The following is a 21943-nucleotide window of genomic DNA, read 5'->3' as shown; positions in this document are numbered from 1 at the left end:
ATGGTTTACCCACTGCTGTTACTATATTTCACCCAACTGAGAACCGCTATAATTGGATTTTCAATTGCAGAAACATCCTCAGAAGTCAAATTCAACGCTTGATAACGTTGGCTTAGTTGAGAGCGGTTGAAAGCACTGAGCGGATATTCTTTCTGAACAGCTTCTGTAAATTCCTGCTCATACTGCCACAGGTTTGCTTGATGCGTTTCAATCTCCGCATTAATCCGGCTCTCGATCACCCCCACATCTACATCACTCAACCCCAACGTCTGCCACGTTTGCTGCAACTGCTTTTGCGTCACCTCATCTGGATAATGCTGGCGCTGCGTCGCTTTCACAAACGCTTGCTCGTACTGCTGGAGTTTTTGATGATAGCTTTCAATCTGCGTTGTAATTTGTGCTTCAATTGGTGCAACATCTACATCCGTCAGTCCCAAGCGCTGCTGCTGTTGACGTAAATTATTCCGGGTTGCCTCGCTGAGAGGATATTCTCGCTGCGTCGCAGTAAAAAACAGCCGTTGGTAGTCCCGGAGTTTTTGATGATATGCCTCCACCTCAGCCGTAATCTGAGATTCTATCGCGGCAATATCCCTATTCGCCAGCTCTAATTGCTGCTGGGTTTGCCGTAAGCGATCGCGGCTTGCTGCACTCAGGGGAAACTCCTGTCGCAGTACCGTTGTAAATTCTTGCTGATATATTTGCAGGTTTTGCTGATGCGTCTTAAACCGTGTAGTCACTAGTGCCTCAATTGGCATCGTGTCCTCATTCCGCAGCCCCAAAATTTGCTGGAGATTTTGCAGATCGTGGCGTTCACTATCGGTAATTGTCTCGTCTCTCTCCAGTAGTTCAGTAAACACCTGCTGATACTGCTGGAGTTTTTCGCGGAACTCGTTGCGGTAAGGTTCTAATATCTCATCTTCAATCGCTTTCGCCTCAGTTGTCTCCAATCCCAAGCGAGTCCTTTGATAATCTAATGTGCGACGACCAACAAGGGAAATTTCGCCTCGATGAATAAATCGCGCTACCTCCTTACGATATCGCTGTCTAGAATCGCCTGGAGCCACCTTTGCCAGTCGAATTTTAAAGCCTTCTCGAATTGCATAAATTTCCGGCTTCATCGCCGATTGAAGTTCTCGCACCTTCTGACTGGCGTATTCATGGAGTTCATCAATGGAGATAAATTCATCTTGATCGCGATCGGCTTCTCCCGACTTGATACCTTCAACTAAAAAACGAGTGTAAATCGATAAATCTTGCCCTTGTTCCTCAAAGGAATATTGAGTCGAAGTAGAAGAAGTCAATACGGCTCGTCCTTCACCGCCCAACTGCTCCCGGATGTCAATCGTGCCGTCATTTTTGGCAGACATTCCCTCAGCAAACGCGCCACTAAAGCAGCTATCCAGGATTACCACTTGCCGCCGGGAGCGGCTTTCGCTCATGCGATCGTGAATAAAATTGGCAGACACCGACGATGATCGAATCAATTCACCCTGCGGCGTTTTACTGGTGTTGCGAGTTGCCAGATACAGCCTACCGCGATCGTCTTTGATGCCATGTCCTGAAAAGTACAGTAGTAGCAAATCATCCTTATGCCGACCGGAGAACAGCGTTTCAATTGCCATCTCCACAATTTGTCGCTCAGGATTTTTTAGTAGCTTAATATCTGACGTAGCAAATCCGCCCATCTCTGGATGCAGCAGTACTTCGTACACTGCTTCCACATCTCTAACTGCATTGGGCAAAGGGTTCAGCCCTGGCTCATACTCACTGACCCCAATCAGCAACGCTAACTTCGCCATTTAACTCACCTATGCTGCGATCAAATTCTATGCGGCTTTAGTCTTTGGTTGTTTCTTTAATACCAAGTTTTAGAATATCACCTAATATCAATTGGACTAGGTATAAGCTAAATTTTTACAGCAAAATTTAATTAAGGGATGAAAATTTACCTATTTTTATTTATGTAATAAAAATCTCGGATGCTACTGTATCGTTATCCAACCACGACTTAGTATATATTTTTGGCATCTATAATTTTTCCTCTTAGCTGTTATGACCCTGTGCCCTGATTCTACCCTGAGCTTGGTTTCTCCTAGCACTAACGATATTTGCCAACAATTCGCCCCTTTAAAACTGGGAATCATGGCTTCTGGGAATGGCAGCAATTTTGATGTAGTTGCCCAAGCTATCCAAGATGGGAGGCTAAATGCCCAAATTCAAGTTTTAATTTACAATAACCCCTCGGCGAAAGCAGCCGTCAGAGCAGCTAATAGAGGTGTAGAAACTGTCTTATTAAATCACCGCAACTATCAAAGTCGAGAAGAGTTTGACGAAAAGATTGTGCAGACATTGCGGCACTACGATGTAGAATGGGTGATTTTGGCAGGGTGGATGCGATTATTAACGTCAGTTTTCATTGATGCCTTTCCTGAGAGGATTATTAATATCCATCCTAGTTTGTTACCTAGTTTCAAGGGAATCCATGCTGTAGAACAAGCTTTGGCATCTGGGGTAAAAATTACTGGTTGTACAGTACATATAGCTTGCTTAGAAATGGATAGCGGCCCAATATTAATGCAAGCCGCAGTACCAGTACTGCCGGATGATACAGCAGAAACACTCCACGCCAGGATTCAAATTCAGGAACATCGAATTTTACCATTAGCGATCGCTCTAGCAGCTTCGTCAAAAGTTACACTAAGCGTAACGTAAAAATACATATATCAAGTAGGGGCGCACATCTAGCTGTGCGCCTCTACTATTCATCAGAGTTAGCTTCAGCAGTTTGATACGCTTGTAGGAGCCTAGCATGATCGAGAGTAAATCCTACTTGCATTGCTATCTGGGCAAATAAATCAATCTCAGATTGTTGCCAATCACGGGGTTCAGAACACTGATGTGCAATTAACAAGCCAAATAGCTGCTCATCTTTAATAATTGGTGCTACTAAATTTGCTTTCACACCAAAAGATTCGAGTAGTTTAATGTGACAATCAGCCAAACTAGACTCATAAATGTTGTTGATTGCGACAACGCGACCAGACTGGTACTTTTCTACATAGCCTTGAGTGAAACAGGGGTCATGGATTTTAGACCGCAAAACTTTGGGATAACCTGGAACCACTGATTCAGCAATGATAATTCCAAACCAATTAGCGTAAAAACTATAAACTAACACTCGGTCAGTACTCAATGCTTTGCGAACCTCTTCCACAGTGGTTTTGATGACATCTTCTTCGTTAAGTGATTGGCGAATTTTGCGGATAATATCCACCAATAACTGACTTCGCATCCTTTCAGCTTCGATTCGTTGCAGGAGTCTTGCATGGTCGAGAGCAAATCCCACTTGCATCGCTATCTGGGCAAATAAATCAATCTCAGATTGTTGCCAATCACGGGGCTTGGAGCACTGATGTGCAATTAACAAGCCAAATAGCTGCTTATCTTTAATAATGGGGGCTACTAAATTTGCTTTCACAGCAAAGGATTCGAGTAAGCTAATGTGACAATCAGCTAAACCGACTTCATAAATGTTGTTTATGGCGAGAACGCGACCAGACTGATACTGTTCTACATAGCCTTGACCAAAACATGGGTCTCGGATTTCAGCTTGCAAAACTTTTGGGTAGGTGAGAACAACTGATTCGGCAATCACAATTCCAGACCAATCAGCGTTAAAACTATAAACCAGTACTCGGTCAGTACTCAGTACTTTACGAACCTCTTCTACGGTGGTTTTCAGGACATCCTCTTCGTTAAGCGATTGGCGAATGCTGCCGATAGTATCCGCCAGCAACCGACTTTGCACACCTTCAGCATCGATTCGTTGCAGAAGTCTTGCATGGTCGAGAGCAAATCCCACTTGCATCGCTATCTGGGCAAATAAATCAATCTCAGGCTTTTGCCAATCACGGGGTCTGGAGCATTGATGTGCAATTAATAAGCCAAATAGGTGTTCATCTTTGAGAATGGGGGCGACCAAATTTGCTTTGACAGCAAAGGATTCGAGCAGGTTAATGTGACAATCTGTCAAATCGGCTTCATAAATGTTATTTGTGGCTTGAACGCGACCAGACTGATACTTTTCTATATAGCCCTGAGTGAAACAGATGTCTTGAATTTCGGTTCGCAAAACTTTTGGATAACCTGGAACCACTGATTCGGCAATCACAGTTCCAACCCAATTAGCGTTAAAACTATAAACCAGCACTCGATCAGTACTCAGTACTTTGCGAACTTCTTCTACGGTGGTTTTGAGGACATCCTCTTCGTTGAGCGATTGGCGAATGCTGCGGGTAGTTTCTATAAATACCTGAGCTCGATCTGCCTTTGAATCTACCTGTTTTAGAAGCCTAGCGTAGTCAAGAGCAAATCCCACTTGTATGGCTATGTGAGCGAACAAATTAATCTCAGATTGCTGCCAAAAGCGAAGTCTAGAACACTGATGTGCAATCAATAAACCGAATAGCTGCTTGCCTTTAATAATCGGTGCTACCAAATTAGATTTGACAGCAAATTGCTCTAGCAGCTCAATATCACCATCACTGAGATTGGCTTGATAGATATCATCTATAGCACGGATGCAACCATTCTGATATTTTTCTATATATCCTGCCTCAAACCCAGTATTAGAGACTGTAACCCCTAACATTTTCGGTAAGCCAGGTGCTACTGATTCGGCGATAAAGGTTCCATTACTGTTGGAGTTGAAACAAAAGATGGTTACGCGATCGATGCTTAAAGCTTTACGAATTTCTTCTGAGGTAGTTTTGAGAACATCTTCTTCATTGAATGATTCTCGAACCCAGCGGGTAATTTTTATCGATAGCTGGGAGTAATCAGCTTCGGCTTCTTTTTGTTGTAGCAAACCCGAAATCATCTCTGTGAATAAATTTATGTTACTCTCTAACATCACTAATTCATCTTGGCTAGCGATGAAAGATTGAGTAAACTCACTATCTGGACGTAGCTTATTTTTGATAATATTAGAAGTTGCAGCAGCCTTGCGGACTCGATTAATAACTCGATTTGCCACAAAAACAGCGATCGCACCTGCTAAAATTGCTGTCACTCCCATACCAGCTAACAAGAGTGACAATTGTCTTTGTAGAGCAAGTTCAGTTTCTGTTGAACTTTTTGTACTCTCTTGTTTGACTTGTGGAATTTCTGTATTAATTAAATTAGTGCCATAGTTGTAAGTAGCTGTTCCAATTGCAACTACAGGCAGCACACTGATACTTAGTGCCCAAACTATTGCTTTAGTCTTCAAACTCCATTTTTGTTGCCAGAGTCTCTGTTGGCGATTTGGTCTTGCTTGGTTTTGAGAAAAAGACTGACTCATAAATCAAACCTGGATTGCTGCAATTGAGAATCAAGTAAATAACCTCACCACCAAATTCTACACAAACCTTATTAAACAAAGACTAGCTTTCAGGAGTATTTTATGGCACTAGCTTTCTACTTCATGCCCAGATAAGGCTTTTTTGCTCTTTGACCTCAAAAAAGTCGGGTTTGATTAACGAGCTTGTTAACAATCAAATTGCGATCGCTTTGTTTGAATGTCTTATTTTCTCATCAGGTGTTGTAGTTTTCTGACAAGACAGCCAAACAATTGTTATTTTTTAACCAGAGTTTTATAGACTTGTTGCAGTTACGCTTGCCCATAATATCATGTTCGCTTGATTACTTACAGCAGTTTTCAAGTAGATGAGGTACAAAATGCAGGACTCACGTATCAGACAGAAAGAGTTTCTACCTCTTGCCTCAAAACCTGTAACTTTGTACTTCATGCAAAAGAAAACTGCTGTATAAATTCTTCTAACTCCTAACTCCATAGCCTAATCTGCAATCAACTCTACTGCATCTCGTCCATCACAATTTTGTAAGTAAACTTTGACAATTTCTTCTTTAGCTGTAGGCAACTTCTTGCCAATAAAATCTGGGTGAATTGGTAATTCTCGATGGCCTCTGTCTACTAACACAGCTAAACGAATCACCTCTGGCCTACCGTAATCGTTGACTGCGTTCAAAGCAGCGCGAATCGTCCGTCCTTTGAAAATCACATCATCCACGAGTACAACCGTTTTCCCCGTAAGGTCAAAAGGAATTTCGCTTTTCGTTGGAGTCCGCAATCCAATTTTGTCAAGGTCATCTCGATAAAATGTAATGTCCAAAGCACCGACTGAGACTGCTACATCTTCGAGCGTCTCAATCTGACGCGCCAATAATTCGGCTAATAACGCACCTCTGGTATAGATACCAAGAAGCACCAGTTGAGACAAATCACGCGTCCTTTCGACAATTTGAGAGGCAAGGCGAGTCAAGGTACGACGGATTTCTTCAGATGAGAGAATTTCAACTACTTTGGCAGACATAGCAAGTTATAAGTTAGGAGTGATAAGTTAAGAGTTAGGAGTTTTTATTCTTAACTCCTATACAGACGCGAGCAATCGCGTCTCTAACTTTATATTTACAATTACCTATTTGCGAGTATTAAGAATATAGCGATCGCTATCCCTAACCATAGCAAAAAACAATATCGAGTCAGCTGTAAAGCATTCTGAATAGAACTTGCAGTAATGGCATAAATAGCATCTCCTAGTAGTGGTTTGTATTTAGCTACCCCCCGATACCAATTTGTACCTCCCATCTGCACACCTAAAAATGCAGCATAGGCGCACTCACTCCAGCCAGAATTGGGACTAGGATCGTTAATTGCATCCCGACGACAAATTTGCCAAATATGCATCGGTTTACCCGATAGCAGCGCCAGAGTCACGACTGTTAACCGACAAGGTAGCCAAGTCAAACAATCTTCTAACCGCGCACAGAACCATCCTAAATAAGTATAGGGTGCTTCCCGATAGCCGACCATTGAATCAAGGGTACTGCTGGCTTTATATGCTAAAGCCAAGGGAGTTGGCCCCACAACTGGTATAAAGACACCAACAATTGCATAAAAAAGCGGAGCCATCACCCCATCGGTGGCATTTTCTGCAACCGTTTCTAAAATGGCTCGTGAAATTTCTGCTTGTGAGAGGTTTTGCGTATCTCGACCAACGTAATTACTTAAAATCTTCCGAGCCTTCTCCAAATCTCCGACTGTTAAAGGTTGTAAAACAGCCTCTGCTGCTGCTCGCAAACTTCTGCCAGCAAAACAACTAGCCAAAAGAATGCTATCTATTGCAATTCCTAAGAGTGGATGAACCCATCTGGCAATTTGAATAATCAAAAAGCCAACAAGACCGCTACCAATTATTAAGATAATACCTAGTAAAATTCCAGCTAGGCGTTGTGTTAGAGAATTTTGACACAAGTGGAGAAAAAACTTGGTCAGGCGAGAGATTACCCACCCCATAACTTGCACTGGATGGGGCCAATCCCAAGGATCGCCAATTAAATAATCTAAAAATGCCGCAATTATTAAGATATAGATATTATTAGTCATAAGTCATGAGTCAAAGGTTAAAAATCAAGGGTCAATATTTCGACTATTGACTCTTGACTAAACCACAAAACTAGCTTCTTCTCCAAGGGAAGCTTGCCGACTTCGAGCATCGTAATAAAGGTCTGCCAGAGTAATACTGTATAAAGCTTCTTTGAGCTTTTGGTTGAGTCTCTGCCAGAGGCTAAACGTTACCCAATCTTCAGCTTGTGTAGGTGCTGGGGTGTGATGAGGTAAATGGCTAGTTTCGCCAACAGCTTCTAAAATTTGTCCTATAGATATTTGTGCAGGCTCTCTTGCCAATTGATATCCGCCGATGCTACCACGAATTGATTTCACTAAAGACGCACGACGCATTTCTATTAGTAGTTTTTCGAGGTAAGGAGCTGGGATATCTTGGCGTTTAGCGATCGTTCTCACAGATACAGGCCCATATCTTGGCTGTAAACTCAAATCTAGCAACGCCTTTACACTATAGTGTCCTCTGGTAGTTAATTTCATTTTGGCAAGTTTTGTTGTTTGTCCTTTGTCTTCGTTGGCACTGCATCTCCTTAAAAGAAATTCTGATGTCGGCTTCTGACTCTTAGACTTCTTTAGTTTGTGATTTGTAAATAACTAATGACTAATTACCAATGACCAATGACTAAGGATCAGTTTTGCTTATCATTCTGTGACTCAGTTCTCATCCTTAAGAAATAGACAACCTCTTGAGCGTTAGTTTAGAAAACTTAAAACTTATATAGTCTAGCAGTAATTCACAAACTATATATATATATATAGTTATCAGCATTGGCAGCATTTTCTAAAATAGATTGCCTTGGCAATATTGGTAATGGCATAACAATTGTGCATCTGAGTGTAATATACTTGGCTAGGTTGAGATAAAAACTAAAGGATTATGTTCCTATTAGCTCAACCTCAGCTAAAATAAAATCGATTCAAACACTTCAAACATTCATTTTCGACCTAAGTTGATGCCTAAACAGAAAAAAATTGAACCCTTACTCGGTGAAGAACTGCTCAAAAAAGTCAAAGAGCTAGAGAACGAGAGCAAAGAAGACAAAGCCAAGAAGTGCGGCTACTATACCGTTACCAAAAATGGTATAGAGCGCGTCAATATGATGAAGTTCTTAAATGCCCTAATTGATGCTGAAGGCATTCAGTTAGACAGTACACCCAGTGCTAATGGGCGTGGTGGACGCAGTGCTAGCTATAGAATTAGCGTGCAATCGAATGGTAACTTACTTATAGGTTCAGCTTATACAAAACAGATGAATCTTAAACCAGGAGATGAGTTTCTGATCACTTTAGGCAAAAAGCACATTCGTTTGAGACAGGTAGATCCAGAAGATCGCGAAGATGATGAAGCCATAGAAGCCACGGCTTAATAAATGGTCATTAGTCAATTGTCCGTTGTCATTAGTCAAGTGTTCTTTGTGAAAAACAATGACTATAAACAGTCATTAGTCAAGTGTCCTTTGTGAAAAATAATGACTAATGACTAATGACCAATGACCAATGACTAATGACTATATCTGTAGTGGGTAAGACTGGTAATAGTGGCGAAGTGCCTTGCGTGTTACTGCTAAATTACAGGTTAATGCAATTTGCTCTTTTTCTAATAAACCTAAAATGCGATCGGGTTTATCTCGTGCTACCACTGGTAATTGATGTAAACCTCGAAGACTCATCCGGTCTAAAGCCTCAGATAAAAGTTCATCTTGCCATGCATAGAGAATTTCAGTAGTACAAATGTCTATGAGGGTTTGACTGGATAAATTATCTGGAATTTCAGTTAGGGAATTTGGGTATGTTTGCCAAATAGCAAGGGCACGGTTAATATCTTCCAAAGAAAGTATACCAACTAATTGTTCTGCTTGATCAAATACTAAAGCACTACGGACGCGATCGCGGATCATTTCCACAGCTGCATCTAATACTCCCAAGGTTGCAGGTAACTTTTTGGGGAAGGGGTACATGGCATCTTCTACCAAAATTTGCTGCACAATTTCCGCTTGTTCATCTTTCAATTCCGAAAGCCCAATCTGTTGTAGATTAGAGTTAGAGTTAAAAGTTGGTTTAATCCTTTCTACTAACCAAACACTTAAACCGACAGCTGCCATCAACGGTAAAACAATTCGATAGTCGCGGGTTAATTCAAACAGCATCAAAATAGACGTTAACGGCGCTCTCACACTAGCAGCCAGCACTGCTGCCATTCCCACCATTGCGTAAGCTGGGGGAGCCGCCATTTGATCGCAAATTGTCGGGAATGCTACGGCTAACATTTTGGCGTAAGCCGATCCAAAAGAAGCACCTAAAAACATTGCTGGTGCGAACAAACCACCGATGAAACCACTACCCGCACTAATTGCAGTCATTAATAACTTCACCACCAACAACACCACCAATAAGTAGAGTGGAAACTCCACATCTTGAAGCATTGCTTCTACAGTTTCATAACCGACACCCAGAATTTGTGGAAACTGCAAAGCAACAGCGCCAACGATCGCACCGCCAATAATTGGATGAATCGGCTGAGGAATTCGTCCCAAAAAATCAAAACCTGGAACCTTCCCAGCAAAGCAAGCTTTTGCTAAACGAATTGATTGAGTATAAACCAAAGAAACTAGGCTAGCCCCTAAACCCAAACCAAGATAAAGAGGTAATTCCAAAGGACTGCGAACTTGGTAAACAGGTAAATCAAAAGCAGGTTGGGCCCCCAAACCAATTTGGGCAATTAATGCTGCTACCACCGCCGCTAGCAGCACCACACTCACAGCAGAAGTAGCGAAAGATGTCGCTCCCATTACTACCTCTAGGGCAAAAAAGACTCCAGCGATGGGAGCATTAAATCCCGCCGCCAGTCCAGCCGCCGCGCCAGCACCTAACAGCAAACGTTGTCGTTCTTGAGATACATTGAGGATCGCAGAGAACAACATTCCAAAATTTGCGCCAATTTCGACACTCGGCCCCTCTGGCCCCAAAGAAGCACCACTCCCCAAAGAAACAGATGCAGCCAGCATTTTTGTCACTGGTCGTAGTGGTCGCTTAATCTCTGTTCCCTGAGAAGCGGCGATCAGAGATGAAAGTCCAGGGCCAAAGTCTTGAGTGCGCCAGCGCATCAAGCCAACAATTAATCCGCCAAGGGTGGGAACGCAAGCTAAAGTCCAAGCACCCCAGCCGCCAATTTGACCCATTAAATTTTCCAGCATCAGCTGGTGAACCAGCTGAATTAAATAGTGAAAGGTGACTACACCCATACCAGTACCACCGCCAATGAGCATGGCTAAAAACAGCACAACTGTTTCTGGGGATGGTTGAAAACGATTAATTAGGTGAGCTAGATTAGCGGAAGGTGTAGGAAAAGCAGGTTGTTCCGTTACCTTCCTCAGTTGAGTGGGAGGCAAGAGAGTCATTGAAAGATGGGGTAAATGTAAGAAAAAATTTAAATTTTTATCTGTTACTTATCATTGTGAGCCATTATTTAGCAACCGGACAAGTAGACTTTATTTGCTTAACTTACAAGGCTTTAGCTAAAAATGTCATTGTGCAAAATTTTTGTGGGGAGAATGGTTAAATGAGAGAGAATTATTTAAGGGTCAGCGATACCTAAGTTAGGCGTAGCTAGCGGCTAGTGGGGTACGAGCGATCGCCAACGCTATTTTTTCTAGAGACAACAGAGTTTTTTCGGCTGGGTGGAAGAACCCGTAAACATTAACTATGAGTCATACTTACTTAAATCTAGCTATACTCGTGTTGCGACTATTGAGCCATCCTTGGTAGTAATAGAATGTATGTATGATTAATGCCTGATGTTAGATCGTACATTGATCCCAATTCAATATAGCTATTGTTATAGAGCGAGTAAATGGACTAGGCGGACGAGGTAAATGAATATACACACTTTTGATAATCATTATGTTACTTGCCCAATTTGCCAAAGAAATGCCACGCCAAAACCAGTTAAAACGCGCATGGGCTTGTTTTGCTGTCCCTATTGCCAGGAAAGGCTAGTAGTTTGCCAAAGTGGTCATTATGTCCGCGATCCGTTTACTTGGAGACAATTGATGATGTCTTCGTCGCTACGTCGTCAAAGCCGACCTTTAGCGAGGATTATCAGAGATTTTGTTTTACTCAAGCGTCCTATGGTAGCCTTGGCTGTAGGTAGTGCCATTTTCTTTAGTGCGATCGCTTTGACCCAAGAAAAGACAAGCTATGATAGCCAAATTCTTCCCACAACAGAGAAAATTAATGACGCAGGAAACAAATCACAGTAAATCGATTACTTTTGTATAAATCAAATTCTACTTTGATTTTTGTAATATTATATAAATACTCTGATAAAATCGCGTCTTATTGTCCCAAATAGGATGCGGTTTTATATTATGTCCGTTTAAAGACCGATCGCTGATTAGGTAAGTACTCGCTACAAGATGATCGTTACCTTTTGGGTAACGCTCTGATTTTTTCCTAACAAGGGGACAAGGAAATCAAACCAATTCGCAATTCGCAATGACGCTCGCAGACTCGCTAACGCAATTCGCAATTAAATCAAGCCAGACACCTGAGGTGGGGTTTCAACCTGCTTCGTGATATAAGGATTCTTTCGCCCACAAGTGACGAGGTTTCAAACCTTTATTGATATTTCGATCAAAAGGTAAAAGGCAAAAGTGAAAAGAAAAGAATCTGTAAGGATTCAGCACCCACGAGTCATATCAAGTCCGGTTAATCACTTATGATTACCGCATCTGTGCAAAAATCCCAAAAGCCTCTTTCCCCCTGCTCCCAGCAAGAACTGCGGTCTAAATGATAAGTCTTTACCCGGACATGATATCAGGAGTCAGAATTTATAAGGAATCTAGAATAATTAGTATATTTATTCATCAAATGTTCTTGTGATTCTTTAACTATTCTGAATCCTGAATTCTAACTCCTGAATTCTTACAAGAATCTTTTGCCTTTTGATTTTTTATTTTTTAATGTCCAATACTCCATATTTATAGCCGATTAGTATCTTTTGTGACTAATTTCCAACCTTCAGCTTGGTCAATTAGCTTCATCGACTCTAGTTGAAGATTCTTGAAAGCAGATGCATGAAGCAGGAAGTAGGGTTGGCCGTTGTAGTGCCAATAATATTCTAGTTCACCAACAGAAGCAGGAATGATGGTGCGATCGCTATAATAATCCAACGAGGGACGATGGTAGGGAAAAGATGTGTAAATCCTCCTCGTCGCTGGATTTGCTCGTACAATCATGGCGGCGACTGGTTTAACTGGATAGGCTTCAGATAATTCCCAAACCCAGTAGTTAGATTTCATTAACAGCAACAGCGAAATATAACTTCCCCAAAACAAAATCTTCAGAAATTGTCCGTCACCTCGTTCTGCCAAAATAGCTGCTAAGGTCATAGTTAAAGCTACGGCGGCAAAAATCAGTTGTAAGTCTGTTTTTGGTGTTGTACCCGCACTAAAATAAATGCTACCAGCAGAAGCAGCCACAGCAAGTATTGCCAAACCAGCGACCCAAGCACGCGGATAAGATGAGAGTAAAGGCGAATTTTCCGTATCTGATAACTGGATACCAAAGGCTAAAGCTAAACTAGGGTAAATCGGGAATAGATACCAGGGAACTTTGGTAATCATGAAGGAAATTACCAGTAGATAAACCCCACTCCATGCCATTACTAGTTTTGCCCAGCTAAGGTTGCGATTTTCCCAAGTTAAGCGGACAGTTTGTGGTAAGAATAATAACCACGGCCATGTGTATTTGAGAAGTTCAATCACATAGTACCAAGGTGGTTCAGAATTATCTTCTACAACTGAGCCAATTCGGCCTAGTGATGGGTTTGCAATACCAATTTGGGCGAAAGTATAACCATAGTGAATTAGTTGGGCACCATACCAAGCAGCTACGGGTAGAATGCCAATTAAGATTGCTATCCAAAGATAGTAACAAGTGAGCAATCGTGGCGTATCCCAAAATAGAAATACAAGTGCGATTGCACCGAGTAATACGCCTAACAATCCTTGAGTTAAACAAATAAACCCAAAACTAACACCAACACCAAGACAATAACGTAAATCTCGGCGCGATCGCAGCACGCACAACATCATCACCATCAAAAAACTTACCATCGCCCCATCCAACATTGCCAGCCGCCCATGACGCACCACAGGTAGCATTGTTAGATAAATCAAGGCGCTATAAATAGCAGCCCAGCGTTGGCGAAATATCTCTCGAGCAATGCAATACAGTAAAGGTACAGATGTTGCCGTTAAAATTGCTCCAGGTAAGCGCGTTGTCAACTCATTTTCGCCTCCTAGAGAATAAGCCCAAGCTATTAGCAAATGCATCAAAGGCGGCTTGTCATGATATGGTTCGCCTCCTAACGTTGGGTAAAGCCAAGGCATTGAACCTGATGGGGCGTGCCAAATTTCATGAGCAACCTGTGCCACAGTACCTTCATCCCAATCTCGCAACGGCAACCCTCCTAGATTGATGCTAAACAGTAATACTGCTGCCAAAAGCAATACTATTAGCCATACCCAATCAATCCATTTTCCAACCGTGCGATGCTGTTTTTCCAGATGACTCCAAATAAAGCTTCCTTCTTGCATATTCTCTGGTAATCATTTTACTTGCTGGTTTGATTACATAGAGACATCTAGCGAATCTCCAATGTTGCCACCCAGTAACAACGTATGTTTTTAACAATTGCTAGTTTCCAAGATTAACTCAATTTTTTCTAATTAGCGCTATTTTTTGAAAAATTTATATTGGTTATTTAAACAACATTTAGTTCAAAAAATGATAAAAATAATACAAGTAGTCGATAATTTATTACCTGTCAAATAGTCCGTAAATAAACTTATATTTTCTTTTGTATGTGACGCTTGATTTAACTTTTATCTACTTAGTTTTTATTTACCTAATTTCAGAAATTTAGTAAGCGATCGCTACATTAATCAATATCGTGCTGAATATTTTAAGGAACTATATAATATTTTTAATATAATTTTTACGAAAAATATAATTATTTATTGTTTAAAAAATATTTAACAATTAATAATAAAAAATTATCATCGTTGAATAAAATCATCTAAATAAAGAAATTTTGTATTTTAAATTTAATTAAGTAATTGTTTAATTATAATATCTATAACGTACAATATTTTAAGCATTTTTGATAATTAACAATAAACAGCTAAAAAATTATCGGAGACCGTCAATGAATTTACCTGTAGTTGTAGATATTACTCTTGGGCTAGTTTTTATTTACTTGATTTTGAGCTTGCTAGCTTCGGAAATCCAGGAAATAATCGCTACATTATTACAATGGAGAGCTAAACATTTAAGAACTTCGATTGAATTACTTTTATCAGGTGGTAGTGAAAGTGAAAAATCAGATATTCTTAATGCAATCCAGTTGGTACAGAAACTTTACAACGATCCTTTGATTAATACATTAAACCATCAAGCCAAGGGTAAAATAGAAAAGCATTTCCAGGAAATTACTAAAAATCCTGATAAACGAATACTAGAAAAACAAAGTGGCCCTTCCTATCTTCCTTCTGAAACATTTGCAACTACTTTATTAGATACCTTAAAAATTCCCCAGCTAATTACTCATGTTAAACATCCTAGTGAAGAAGCTAAAACCAACTTGCACATGATATTAGCCTCTTATAAAGAACTGAAAAAATGTATAAACGATCCAACGAGTCCAAGTTACACAAAAATTCAAGAAATTTATGGAGAGATTGACCAGAAATTTATAGATTTTGTTAATAATGAGTTACCTGATGAAGTCCCTAATAATTTAATCAAGAGCCTGAGTGTAATTGCTCAACGTAGCAGAATAAAAATTGGCGATCTCACAGAGGAAGCGAATCAATTTAAAAATGAAGTAGAAACATGGTTCGATCGCTCTATGGATCGAGCAAGTGGCGTTTATAAGCGCAATGCCAAAGGAGTTGCTATTTTAATTGGAATATCAGTTGCCTTTTTAACCAATACTGATACATTTCACTTGCTTAAAAGACTATCGGAGGATTCGGTTATCCGCTCTACCATTACTCAAAGTGCAAGTCAACGAATCGATTATATCAATAATGAAGTAGACAGAAGGAATATTGAGAAACTATTAGGAAATGCTTCTATACCAATTGGATGGCAAAATATTAATCAACAGTTTGAGTTATTAGATACGACGAAATATAATAGAGTTTATATCAGAATTTCACAGGTTTTTAAATTAATTTGTGGTTGGATAGTGAGTGGTTTTGCTATTGCTATGGGTGCGCCTTTCTGGTTTGATATCCTCAATAAAGTTATCAATGTGCGGAATGCAGGGCCAAAACCTGTTGCGTATACTAAGGATCAACCGTCTCAAAAATAGCGTTTCAATTAAATCAAAAAATAAAAATAACTTGGAGTTTTAATTCTTTATTCTGAAGAGTAATGTCAATTTGCCTGATAAATTCTCGAAAGTAAAATCTTCGTTCTGTTTCCGACAAATCTAACCAAAATTGTGGTATAGAAACAGCTTGAGCAACAGAACGCAAGTTAACTGGGGGAAGAGTTGCTAGCTTTGCTTCGAGTGCAGAAATTTCTGTGCGGAGTTTGTAAGCCCTTAACTTTGCTGTTTCGGCATCTAAAATTCCAGTTTCAATTAAAGCGGGTAACTGAGCAAGTATTTCTTGCTGACGAGCGATCGCTTGCCCTAAACTATTCTTGAATGCATCCAACTGGGGAAAATTCATTCCTGCTACCGCCAGAGGTAAATCACGGCAAACCTTTTCAATGGTATGTTCCAACACCTCTTGGTAGGAAATAGCCTTACACTTAGGGCTTTGGGGACAGCTAGTAGAACGTAAATAAAGATACTCTTTATCTTGGTTGCGTTGGGTAACACGGGTAACTGTCAAATGTGACTGACACTCAGCACAAACAACCAACCCAGCGAGAGAACGCGGTGCGCTAGCAGTTCGGGATGGTAAACGGCTGTTACGGCGTAAAAGTCGGTCAACTTGCGCTGCTTCTTCCTTAGAAATTATCGGAATATGGGTATTGGAGATAATTTCACCATTTTGGTAAGCTGTATTGCCACGATAAACTGGATTAGTCAGCCAGCGTCTTCCGGTGGTGACAGAGATTTTCTTGCCGTATTTTTTCGCCAAGTAACGCACTGAACCCCGCAGGGAACCATAGAGTAAAAAGTGTTCAAAAAAATCTTTGACTACTGGTGAAGTACTGCGGTCAATGGTATATTTTCCTTGACCTCTGCGATAGCCGTAGGGAACTTTGCCCGGTGGCGGTGCAACCTCAAGACGATTACGGGCATGTCCTTGGCGGATGCGGCGACTACGTTGCTGACGTTGAATTGCGTGTAGCAAATTCAGCAAGTCAGCGCCCAGAGGGTAATTTTCGGAAGTGTAGGGTTGTTCAGTGGCGATTACTGCGATTCCCATGACTTCAAGTTGATTGAGGCGATCGCTAATTTCCTCTATAGTATCTCCCAATTCTTCCAACCGACGAATCAGGAGATAATCTGCTGGTTGAGTTTGGCAATCGGTAAATAATTGTTGTAATTGCGATCGTCCAGAAGAGTCTGGCTTACCCAAATCTTCATAAACCCGATCCACCTCCCATCCCCAATCGCCTCGATCGGGAGAAGATTCTAATAGCGGATCGGTGTAAGAGTAAGCAATTATTTTCAAAGGTTTAGCAGAGCCTCACAAAGAAATGGTATCAGTTATAACTACTAGCTTGACGACAAAATATCAAATGATAAGTAAGTCGGCACAATAAAACCAAACTATGTGAAGAAAAATTAACTAGGCTAAAACTCTCTTCCCTCAAGCCGGAAGAATTCAAACGCTTGTGTGGCGTGCATCCAGAGACTTTTAGCCAGATCGCAGAAGTAGTGTGATGTCTACGACGGGCTGCGCCTACGCGTTCAAAAACAAAGCTTAAAACAGGGCGGCCTGGTAAACTGAGCATGGAAGATCAATTATTAATGACATTAGAATATTGGAGCAAAGCCTGAGACGCTCCGCCTCCGGGGAGTATTGCACCTATTTTCATATTGGTCAATCAAGGTGAGTGAACGAGTCAACAGCATATCGTATTATCCGTAAAATTGAAGATATTCTCGTGACTTCAAGAGCTTTTCTCTTCCAGGGAAGTCGAATTAATTTTTGACAGCGTAAATGTCAGCAATAGTAACCTCTTTAGCTTCTGCCTCCTTCTAGTATTGCCATTATCTCTCTATCGACCAATATCCTTGTTTCTCAATCAAAGCTACACTACCTTCGGAAATTGCCAATATTCTGGGGTAGCAGCACATGATTGATCTGTACACTTTCACCACGCCCAATGGACGCAAAGCCTCCGTCATGTTGGAAGAAGTCGAATTGCCCTACAATGTCCACAAAATTGACATTACTACTCAACAGCAATTTACACCTGAATATGTCGCCATCAATCCCAATAGTAAAATTCCTGCCATTGTTGACCAAGAGACTAAGATTAAAGTTTTTGAATCCGGCGCAATTCTGATTTACTTAGCCGAAAAAACAGGCAAACTCTTACCAACTGACCAAAAAAGCCGTTTTCAAGTCCTAGAGTGGCTGATGTTCCAAATGGGAGGAGTCGGGCCAATGTTTGGACAACTTAACCACTTTAAACGCTTTGCATCCGAAAAAATTCCCTACGCCATCGAACGTTATGAAAAGGAAACTTTACGTATTTATGGTGTCTTAGATAAACAACTGCAAGACAATGAATTTATCTGTGGTGACTATTCTATTGCTGATATTGCTACTTATCCGTGGGTAGCGATTTATGAATCTGTTGGTTTAACACTCGACAACTACCCAAATCTCAAACGCTGGGTGGACATGGTGCAGCAACGTCCGTCTGTGCAACGCGGAATGCAAGTCCCTTAAATGCAGGAGGAGGGATGAGTCAACGATGGGGATGATCCAAACTCCATCCCAGCAACAGTAAAATCATTCGCTCGGAAGTAACCGCAAAGCAATCCCAAGTATTACAGAACTTAAAGATTCATTACACTGCTCAGAAGCGGAAGCTTTAATATTAGTAAATCCAGCTTGGCGCAGCAATCCAGATAACTCTCTACCTACATAAGGATTGTCAGAATTCTGCTGTAGAATCCATTTAAGATAAGCGATCGCTGTTATTAAGCCAGATATCGGGTAATGGTAGCAATGCAACGAGAGTATTAAATTGCAGATGTTACAGATGGCGATATCTCAGAGAAAACTAAATGCAAGACCCCGTGTTGAAGACATTGGCTGTAATTTGTTAGCCGAATGTTCTTGTGTCAAGCGCACTTATAGAAAAGCTGATGGGTGTGGCCGATTAGTCAGCAGACGTCTCTTCTGTTGCCCGAACAGAAGAGACGTTTATTTACCTTGTCATCAACCATATTCTAGTGAGGTCACTGGCATAAAAGTTGACTCCTCAAAACTTTTCAAACATCCTATATCAGCATTTCTCAAATATTTCATGCAACTGGATCTAAAAATAATCCATTCTCTATCAAAAAATAAATCATTGAAGTTGTAAAGAAACAAATTTAAAATATTTTCTAACATGGTTCAAAAATTAGATTAAATAATGTTTAAAAAAGCATATTGTAAAGCATTTGCTTAGAAAGCTATATGATATATGCGCTGTAAAAATAAATAAAAAATAAAAAATGATTGACTTTAGCCTCACTCAAGAACAGCAGATGTTACAGTCACTTGCGCGTGACTTTGCTCAAAATCAGATTGGGCCTATTGTTGAGATAATCGAAAAGTCTAACAATCTAGAGATGGAACCTTGGGATTTCTGTAAACAGGTGTTTTATAAAGGAGCTGAATTGGGATTCACATCCTTAATGGTTCCAAAAAAGCTAGGAGGGGTGGGTGGAAAGTGCATAGACTTGGCTGTAGTGTTAGAAGAAATAGGCGCTGTTGATGTCAGCATTGCTTGTAGTTACTTTAATCTCACCGCAGCAATGTCGCTGTTTGTCAGCAGAGCAGCAACCCAAGAACAGCAAGAACGAATACTATCTTTTGTCAAATCAGGAAAACCACATCTATTCAGCGCCGCAGAGAGTGAACCTAATGTCGCCACCTCCGATATGTTCTGCCCGTTCCCAGATTCCAATATTGGGATGAAGACCTTTGTAGCACGCCAGGACAATGGATACATCCTCAATGGAACAAAATCCTCCTTAGTCACAAACGCTGGAATTGCGGATGCCTATTTTATTATTGCCCGTACAGCAATGGATAAACCATTGCATGAAAGTTTGTCTATCTTTTTTTTATGTTCCAACAGATACACCTGGGATTAAGTTTGGCAAAAAGACACAGATGATTGGTTGGAAAGCCTCGCATCATGCTGAGATTTGCCTGGATAACGTCCTAGTCCCTGCACAAAATCTGATTGGACTTGAAGGAGAAGCAGGAAAACTATTGATGTTGGTTCCAGAAGTGGCTATTGGGCTGGCAGCTTCTTATGTTGGTTTGGCTCGTGCTGCTTATGAGTATGCTTTGAATTATGCCAAGCAAAGAGTTAGTTGGGGTCGTCCGATTATCGAACATCAGGCAGTGGCTTTAAAATTAGCGGATATGATGATTAATACCCAGGCTGCACGACTGGTAGTATGGGATGCAGCCCTTCAAGCAGAAACTTTTCCCCAACTTGCCACCACAGTCAAAGCACCAGCCGCCAAAACTTTTGCAGTGGATGTTGCAATCAAAAACGCACAAACAAACAGCAGTTGAAATTCTTGGAGGCTATGGGGTGACAAGAGAGTGTTTGGCTGGCAAGTTTCTTGCCGATGCAACTATCGGGTATTCCTGCGACTTTACACGAGAAGTTTTGCGCCTGGGAATCGTAAATTTTTTGTAATGGATTGAATAAGCTAATCGCCATTCAAATTGCAATATTAGCTACTGTTTCCCTTGTTTTTTATTTAACGATGCCACTTAGAGTTCCTTCTCCGATTCGGTCTACTGATAACGACAACTCCAAAGCTACAAAAAGATATAGATGGGGTGGGATCAGCAAGCCTGTTATTTGCCGCCACTTAGTTCTCAAGAACTTTGCCTTGTAAAGCTTTTAGAAAAAATCTCACTTTTGGCGTTGGCGAAGGATTTAGAATCACAATTGCAAGATAGAACCAAAACAGCACACAAGTAGACCTAATACGCAATCAGCCCTTCAACAGAGATAGGCGATCGCTAAAAATACTCCCATGCTAGAGGTGACTAATCAAGTGTCTTCCTAAGATGAAATAGCATCATTAGAAGATAAAAGGCAACTCCATCAGTGCAGTAGAAGAAGTAAAAGCAAAGGAGTAAAATATCATGGACGAATGGCACGCTCGTTAACGGCAAACCTATTATTTGTAAAGCTTTTAGGTGTGGGGTTATAGCCTCTTTTGCATTCGCATTAATGCTTAACCTGTACTGCTGCGATAAATTCTTCAATGCAGCTGATTGTTGCTAAAGGAAATACACAATGGCGTTAAATATTAAGGATTTACGGATTCACAGCCCTGCATTTACTTCTTTAGAACATATTCCGAAACAGTATACCAGTGACGGTGAAAACATCTCTCCCCCATTGGAATGGAGTGGACTGCCAGCCGGAACCCAACAACTAGCACTCATCTGCCATGACCCAGATGCACCTCTGCCACAGGGTTTTACTCACTGGCTTGTCTATGGCATTGCGCCAACAATTAACCAGATTGCCGAGGGGAGTGGTAGTAAATTTACTGAAGGCTTGAATAGTACTAATCAACCAGGATATACCGGCCCTGCTCCACCACAGGGGCATGGACCTCACCATTACTATTTTTGGTTGTATGCCTTGGATGCAGAGCTTGACCTCAAGCCAAATATGAACCACGAGCAACTACTGAATGCGATCGCCGATCATGTGATTGAACAGGCGCGGCTGGTTGGAGTGTATGAGTGCTGATATCTGTAGAGTTAGTGTTTATACATCTGCTTTTCTAAATTATAGAAAAAGGAAGGTGCAAGCATGTGCGATCGCCAATGCAGTTTATCATAAGACAGGCAAACGCATTCGTGAACTGCCTATTACGATCAACAAACTGTTATGATAAAACGGGAGCAACGCGATTTTCTGAAGTCGGACAAAAAAAGAGCGATGCCAACTCTTGGAGACGCTACGCGAGGCAACGAAGTTAACCAGTCAAATTTCTAACCCAGAAGTACGGCAGCAGGTGGAGGCGTTCTATAATTCTGTTGATCCGTTGCAAAAAGAAGACATTGCGGCTGCGATTGCTTACGCTCTCACCCAACCTGCTCGTGTTAGCGTCAACGAAATTTTGATTAGTCCCAGCAATCAGGAAATGTAATGAGGCAGGAGGGCGGGGGAGCAGGGGAGCAAGGGGCATGGGAGCAGGGAAAATTAGAGACTCATTAATGAAGCTCAAAGACTCAT

Annotated in this window: 17 protein-coding genes and 1 pseudogene; 9 read left to right on the top strand and 9 right to left on the bottom strand. The window is 41.1% G+C overall.

All coding sequences use genetic code 11. The features are described 5' to 3' along the window. Positions 1-5 precede the first annotated feature (5 nt). The gene (locus ACFE93_RS28245; protein WP_375478380.1) at positions 6-1799 is read right to left on the bottom strand and encodes a caspase family protein; all 1794 of its coding nucleotides are present in this window, start codon (positions 1797-1799) and stop codon (positions 6-8) included. 253 nt (positions 1800-2052) lie between these two features. On the opposite strand from ACFE93_RS28245, the gene purN reads away from it, so the two are divergent. Beyond that, positions 2053-2712 carry a phosphoribosylglycinamide formyltransferase gene (gene purN, locus ACFE93_RS28240; RefSeq protein ID WP_375478378.1) on the top strand — a complete coding sequence of 220 codons (660 nt, stop codon included), beginning with the start codon at positions 2053-2055 and terminating at the stop codon, positions 2710-2712. 46 nt (positions 2713-2758) lie between these two features. Here the strand turns inward: purN and ACFE93_RS28235 are convergent, their stop codons facing one another. The 4 genes from ACFE93_RS28235 to ACFE93_RS28220 form a co-directional block, all read right to left on the bottom strand. Next, positions 2759-5341, bottom strand: a complete 2583-nt coding sequence (locus ACFE93_RS28235) for a GAF domain-containing protein (RefSeq protein ID WP_375478376.1) — start codon at positions 5339-5341, stop codon at positions 2759-2761. 496 nt (positions 5342-5837) lie between these two features. Then, positions 5838-6374 (bottom strand): bifunctional pyr operon transcriptional regulator/uracil phosphoribosyltransferase PyrR, encoded by a 537-nt coding sequence (gene pyrR, locus ACFE93_RS28230; protein WP_104909528.1) that lies wholly within the window; start codon positions 6372-6374, stop codon positions 5838-5840. A gap of 101 nt (positions 6375-6475) precedes the next feature. Next, complete coding sequence (gene cbiB, locus ACFE93_RS28225) at positions 6476-7447, bottom strand: adenosylcobinamide-phosphate synthase CbiB (RefSeq protein WP_375478374.1); 972 nt, start codon at positions 7445-7447, stop codon at positions 6476-6478. A 57-nt stretch (positions 7448-7504) separates the two neighbouring features. Then, positions 7505-7945 (bottom strand): Rrf2 family transcriptional regulator, encoded by a 441-nt coding sequence (locus ACFE93_RS28220; RefSeq protein WP_334819084.1) that lies wholly within the window; start codon positions 7943-7945, stop codon positions 7505-7507. A 473-nt stretch (positions 7946-8418) separates the two neighbouring features. On the opposite strand from ACFE93_RS28220, the gene ACFE93_RS28215 reads away from it, so the two are divergent. Beyond that, the gene (locus tag ACFE93_RS28215; RefSeq protein ID WP_104909531.1) at positions 8419-8832 is read left to right on the top strand and encodes an AbrB family transcriptional regulator; all 414 of its coding nucleotides are present in this window, start codon (positions 8419-8421) and stop codon (positions 8830-8832) included. Positions 8833-8938: 106 nt separating this feature from the next. Here ACFE93_RS28215 and ACFE93_RS28210 read toward each other — a convergent pair. Next, positions 8939-10863: pseudogene (locus ACFE93_RS28210) on the bottom strand (chloride channel protein). Positions 10864-11337: 474 nt separating this feature from the next. Between ACFE93_RS28210 and ACFE93_RS28205 the strand changes: the two are divergent. After that, positions 11338-11724 (top strand): hypothetical protein, encoded by a 387-nt coding sequence (locus ACFE93_RS28205; protein WP_375478371.1) that lies wholly within the window; start codon positions 11338-11340, stop codon positions 11722-11724. A 720-nt stretch (positions 11725-12444) separates the two neighbouring features. Here ACFE93_RS28205 and ACFE93_RS28200 read toward each other — a convergent pair. Beyond that, positions 12445-14064, bottom strand: coding sequence for an ArnT family glycosyltransferase (locus tag ACFE93_RS28200; protein ID WP_375478369.1), 1620 nt, complete (start codon positions 14062-14064; stop codon positions 12445-12447). A 611-nt stretch (positions 14065-14675) separates the two neighbouring features. Between ACFE93_RS28200 and ACFE93_RS28195 the strand changes: the two genes are divergently transcribed. Further along, entirely contained in the window at positions 14676-15845 is a 1170-nt protein-coding gene (locus ACFE93_RS28195; protein WP_375478367.1) for a hypothetical protein, read from the top strand. 13 nt (positions 15846-15858) lie between these two features. On the opposite strand, the gene ACFE93_RS28190 is transcribed toward ACFE93_RS28195, so the two are convergent. Next, positions 15859-17166 carry a recombinase family protein gene (locus tag ACFE93_RS28190; RefSeq protein WP_375478365.1) on the bottom strand — a complete coding sequence of 436 codons (1308 nt, stop codon included), beginning with the start codon at positions 17164-17166 and terminating at the stop codon, positions 15859-15861. Positions 17167-17793: 627 nt separating this feature from the next. Here ACFE93_RS28190 and ACFE93_RS28185 point away from each other — a divergent pair. Beyond that, positions 17794-18396 (top strand): glutathione binding-like protein, encoded by a 603-nt coding sequence (locus ACFE93_RS28185; RefSeq protein ID WP_375478363.1) that lies wholly within the window; start codon positions 17794-17796, stop codon positions 18394-18396. Positions 18397-18459: 63 nt separating this feature from the next. Here ACFE93_RS28185 and ACFE93_RS28180 read toward each other — a convergent pair whose 3' ends face one another. Continuing rightward, positions 18460-18684 (bottom strand): hypothetical protein, encoded by a 225-nt coding sequence (locus ACFE93_RS28180; RefSeq protein WP_375478361.1) that lies wholly within the window; start codon positions 18682-18684, stop codon positions 18460-18462. Between the two features lie 488 nt (positions 18685-19172). Here ACFE93_RS28180 and ACFE93_RS28175 point away from each other — a divergent pair, with 488 nt between their 5' ends. From ACFE93_RS28175 to ACFE93_RS28160, 4 genes are all read left to right on the top strand, one after another. Next, positions 19173-19817 (top strand): acyl-CoA dehydrogenase family protein, encoded by a 645-nt coding sequence (locus ACFE93_RS28175; protein ID WP_375478359.1) that lies wholly within the window; start codon positions 19173-19175, stop codon positions 19815-19817. 19 nt (positions 19818-19836) lie between these two features. Then, positions 19837-20250, top strand: coding sequence for an acyl-CoA dehydrogenase family protein (locus ACFE93_RS28170; RefSeq protein WP_375478357.1), 414 nt, complete (start codon positions 19837-19839; stop codon positions 20248-20250). Between the two features lie 739 nt (positions 20251-20989). After that, positions 20990-21454 (top strand): YbhB/YbcL family Raf kinase inhibitor-like protein, encoded by a 465-nt coding sequence (locus tag ACFE93_RS28165; protein WP_375478355.1) that lies wholly within the window; start codon positions 20990-20992, stop codon positions 21452-21454. A gap of 202 nt (positions 21455-21656) precedes the next feature. Then, positions 21657-21857 carry a hypothetical protein gene (locus tag ACFE93_RS28160; protein WP_375478353.1) on the top strand — a complete coding sequence of 67 codons (201 nt, stop codon included), beginning with the start codon at positions 21657-21659 and terminating at the stop codon, positions 21855-21857. Positions 21858-21943 lie beyond the last annotated feature (86 nt).

This window comes from uncultured Nostoc sp., assembly GCF_964247315.1.
Taxonomy (GTDB): domain Bacteria; phylum Cyanobacteriota; class Cyanobacteriia; order Cyanobacteriales; family Nostocaceae; genus Nostoc.
This window is presented reverse-complemented; position numbering and strand designations above follow the sequence as displayed.

What these genes read in the sequence shown, in the direction of transcription:
- ACFE93_RS28245 (WP_375478380.1), bottom strand. Translation starts at nt 1,799, where the DNA reads ATGGCGAAGTTAGCGTTGCTGATTGGGGTCAGTGAGTATGAGCCAGGG.
- purN (WP_375478378.1), top strand. Translation starts at nt 2,053, where the DNA reads ATGACCCTGTGCCCTGATTCTACCCTGAGCTTGGTTTCTCCTAGCACT.
- ACFE93_RS28235 (WP_375478376.1), bottom strand. Translation starts at nt 5,341, where the DNA reads ATGAGTCAGTCTTTTTCTCAAAACCAAGCAAGACCAAATCGCCAACAG.
- pyrR (WP_104909528.1), bottom strand. Translation starts at nt 6,374, where the DNA reads ATGTCTGCCAAAGTAGTTGAAATTCTCTCATCTGAAGAAATCCGTCGT.
- cbiB (WP_375478374.1), bottom strand. Translation starts at nt 7,447, where the DNA reads ATGACTAATAATATCTATATCTTAATAATTGCGGCATTTTTAGATTAT.
- ACFE93_RS28220 (WP_334819084.1), bottom strand. Translation starts at nt 7,945, where the DNA reads ATGAAATTAACTACCAGAGGACACTATAGTGTAAAGGCGTTGCTAGAT.
- ACFE93_RS28215 (WP_104909531.1), top strand. Translation starts at nt 8,419, where the DNA reads ATGCCTAAACAGAAAAAAATTGAACCCTTACTCGGTGAAGAACTGCTC.
- ACFE93_RS28205 (WP_375478371.1), top strand. Translation starts at nt 11,338, where the DNA reads ATGAATATACACACTTTTGATAATCATTATGTTACTTGCCCAATTTGC.
- ACFE93_RS28200 (WP_375478369.1), bottom strand. Translation starts at nt 14,064, where the DNA reads ATGCAAGAAGGAAGCTTTATTTGGAGTCATCTGGAAAAACAGCATCGC.
- ACFE93_RS28195 (WP_375478367.1), top strand. Translation starts at nt 14,676, where the DNA reads ATGAATTTACCTGTAGTTGTAGATATTACTCTTGGGCTAGTTTTTATT.
- ACFE93_RS28185 (WP_375478363.1), top strand. Translation starts at nt 17,794, where the DNA reads ATGATTGATCTGTACACTTTCACCACGCCCAATGGACGCAAAGCCTCC.
- ACFE93_RS28175 (WP_375478359.1), top strand. Translation starts at nt 19,173, where the DNA reads ATGATTGACTTTAGCCTCACTCAAGAACAGCAGATGTTACAGTCACTT.
- ACFE93_RS28170 (WP_375478357.1), top strand. Translation starts at nt 19,837, where the DNA reads ATGATTGGTTGGAAAGCCTCGCATCATGCTGAGATTTGCCTGGATAAC.
- ACFE93_RS28165 (WP_375478355.1), top strand. Translation starts at nt 20,990, where the DNA reads ATGGCGTTAAATATTAAGGATTTACGGATTCACAGCCCTGCATTTACT.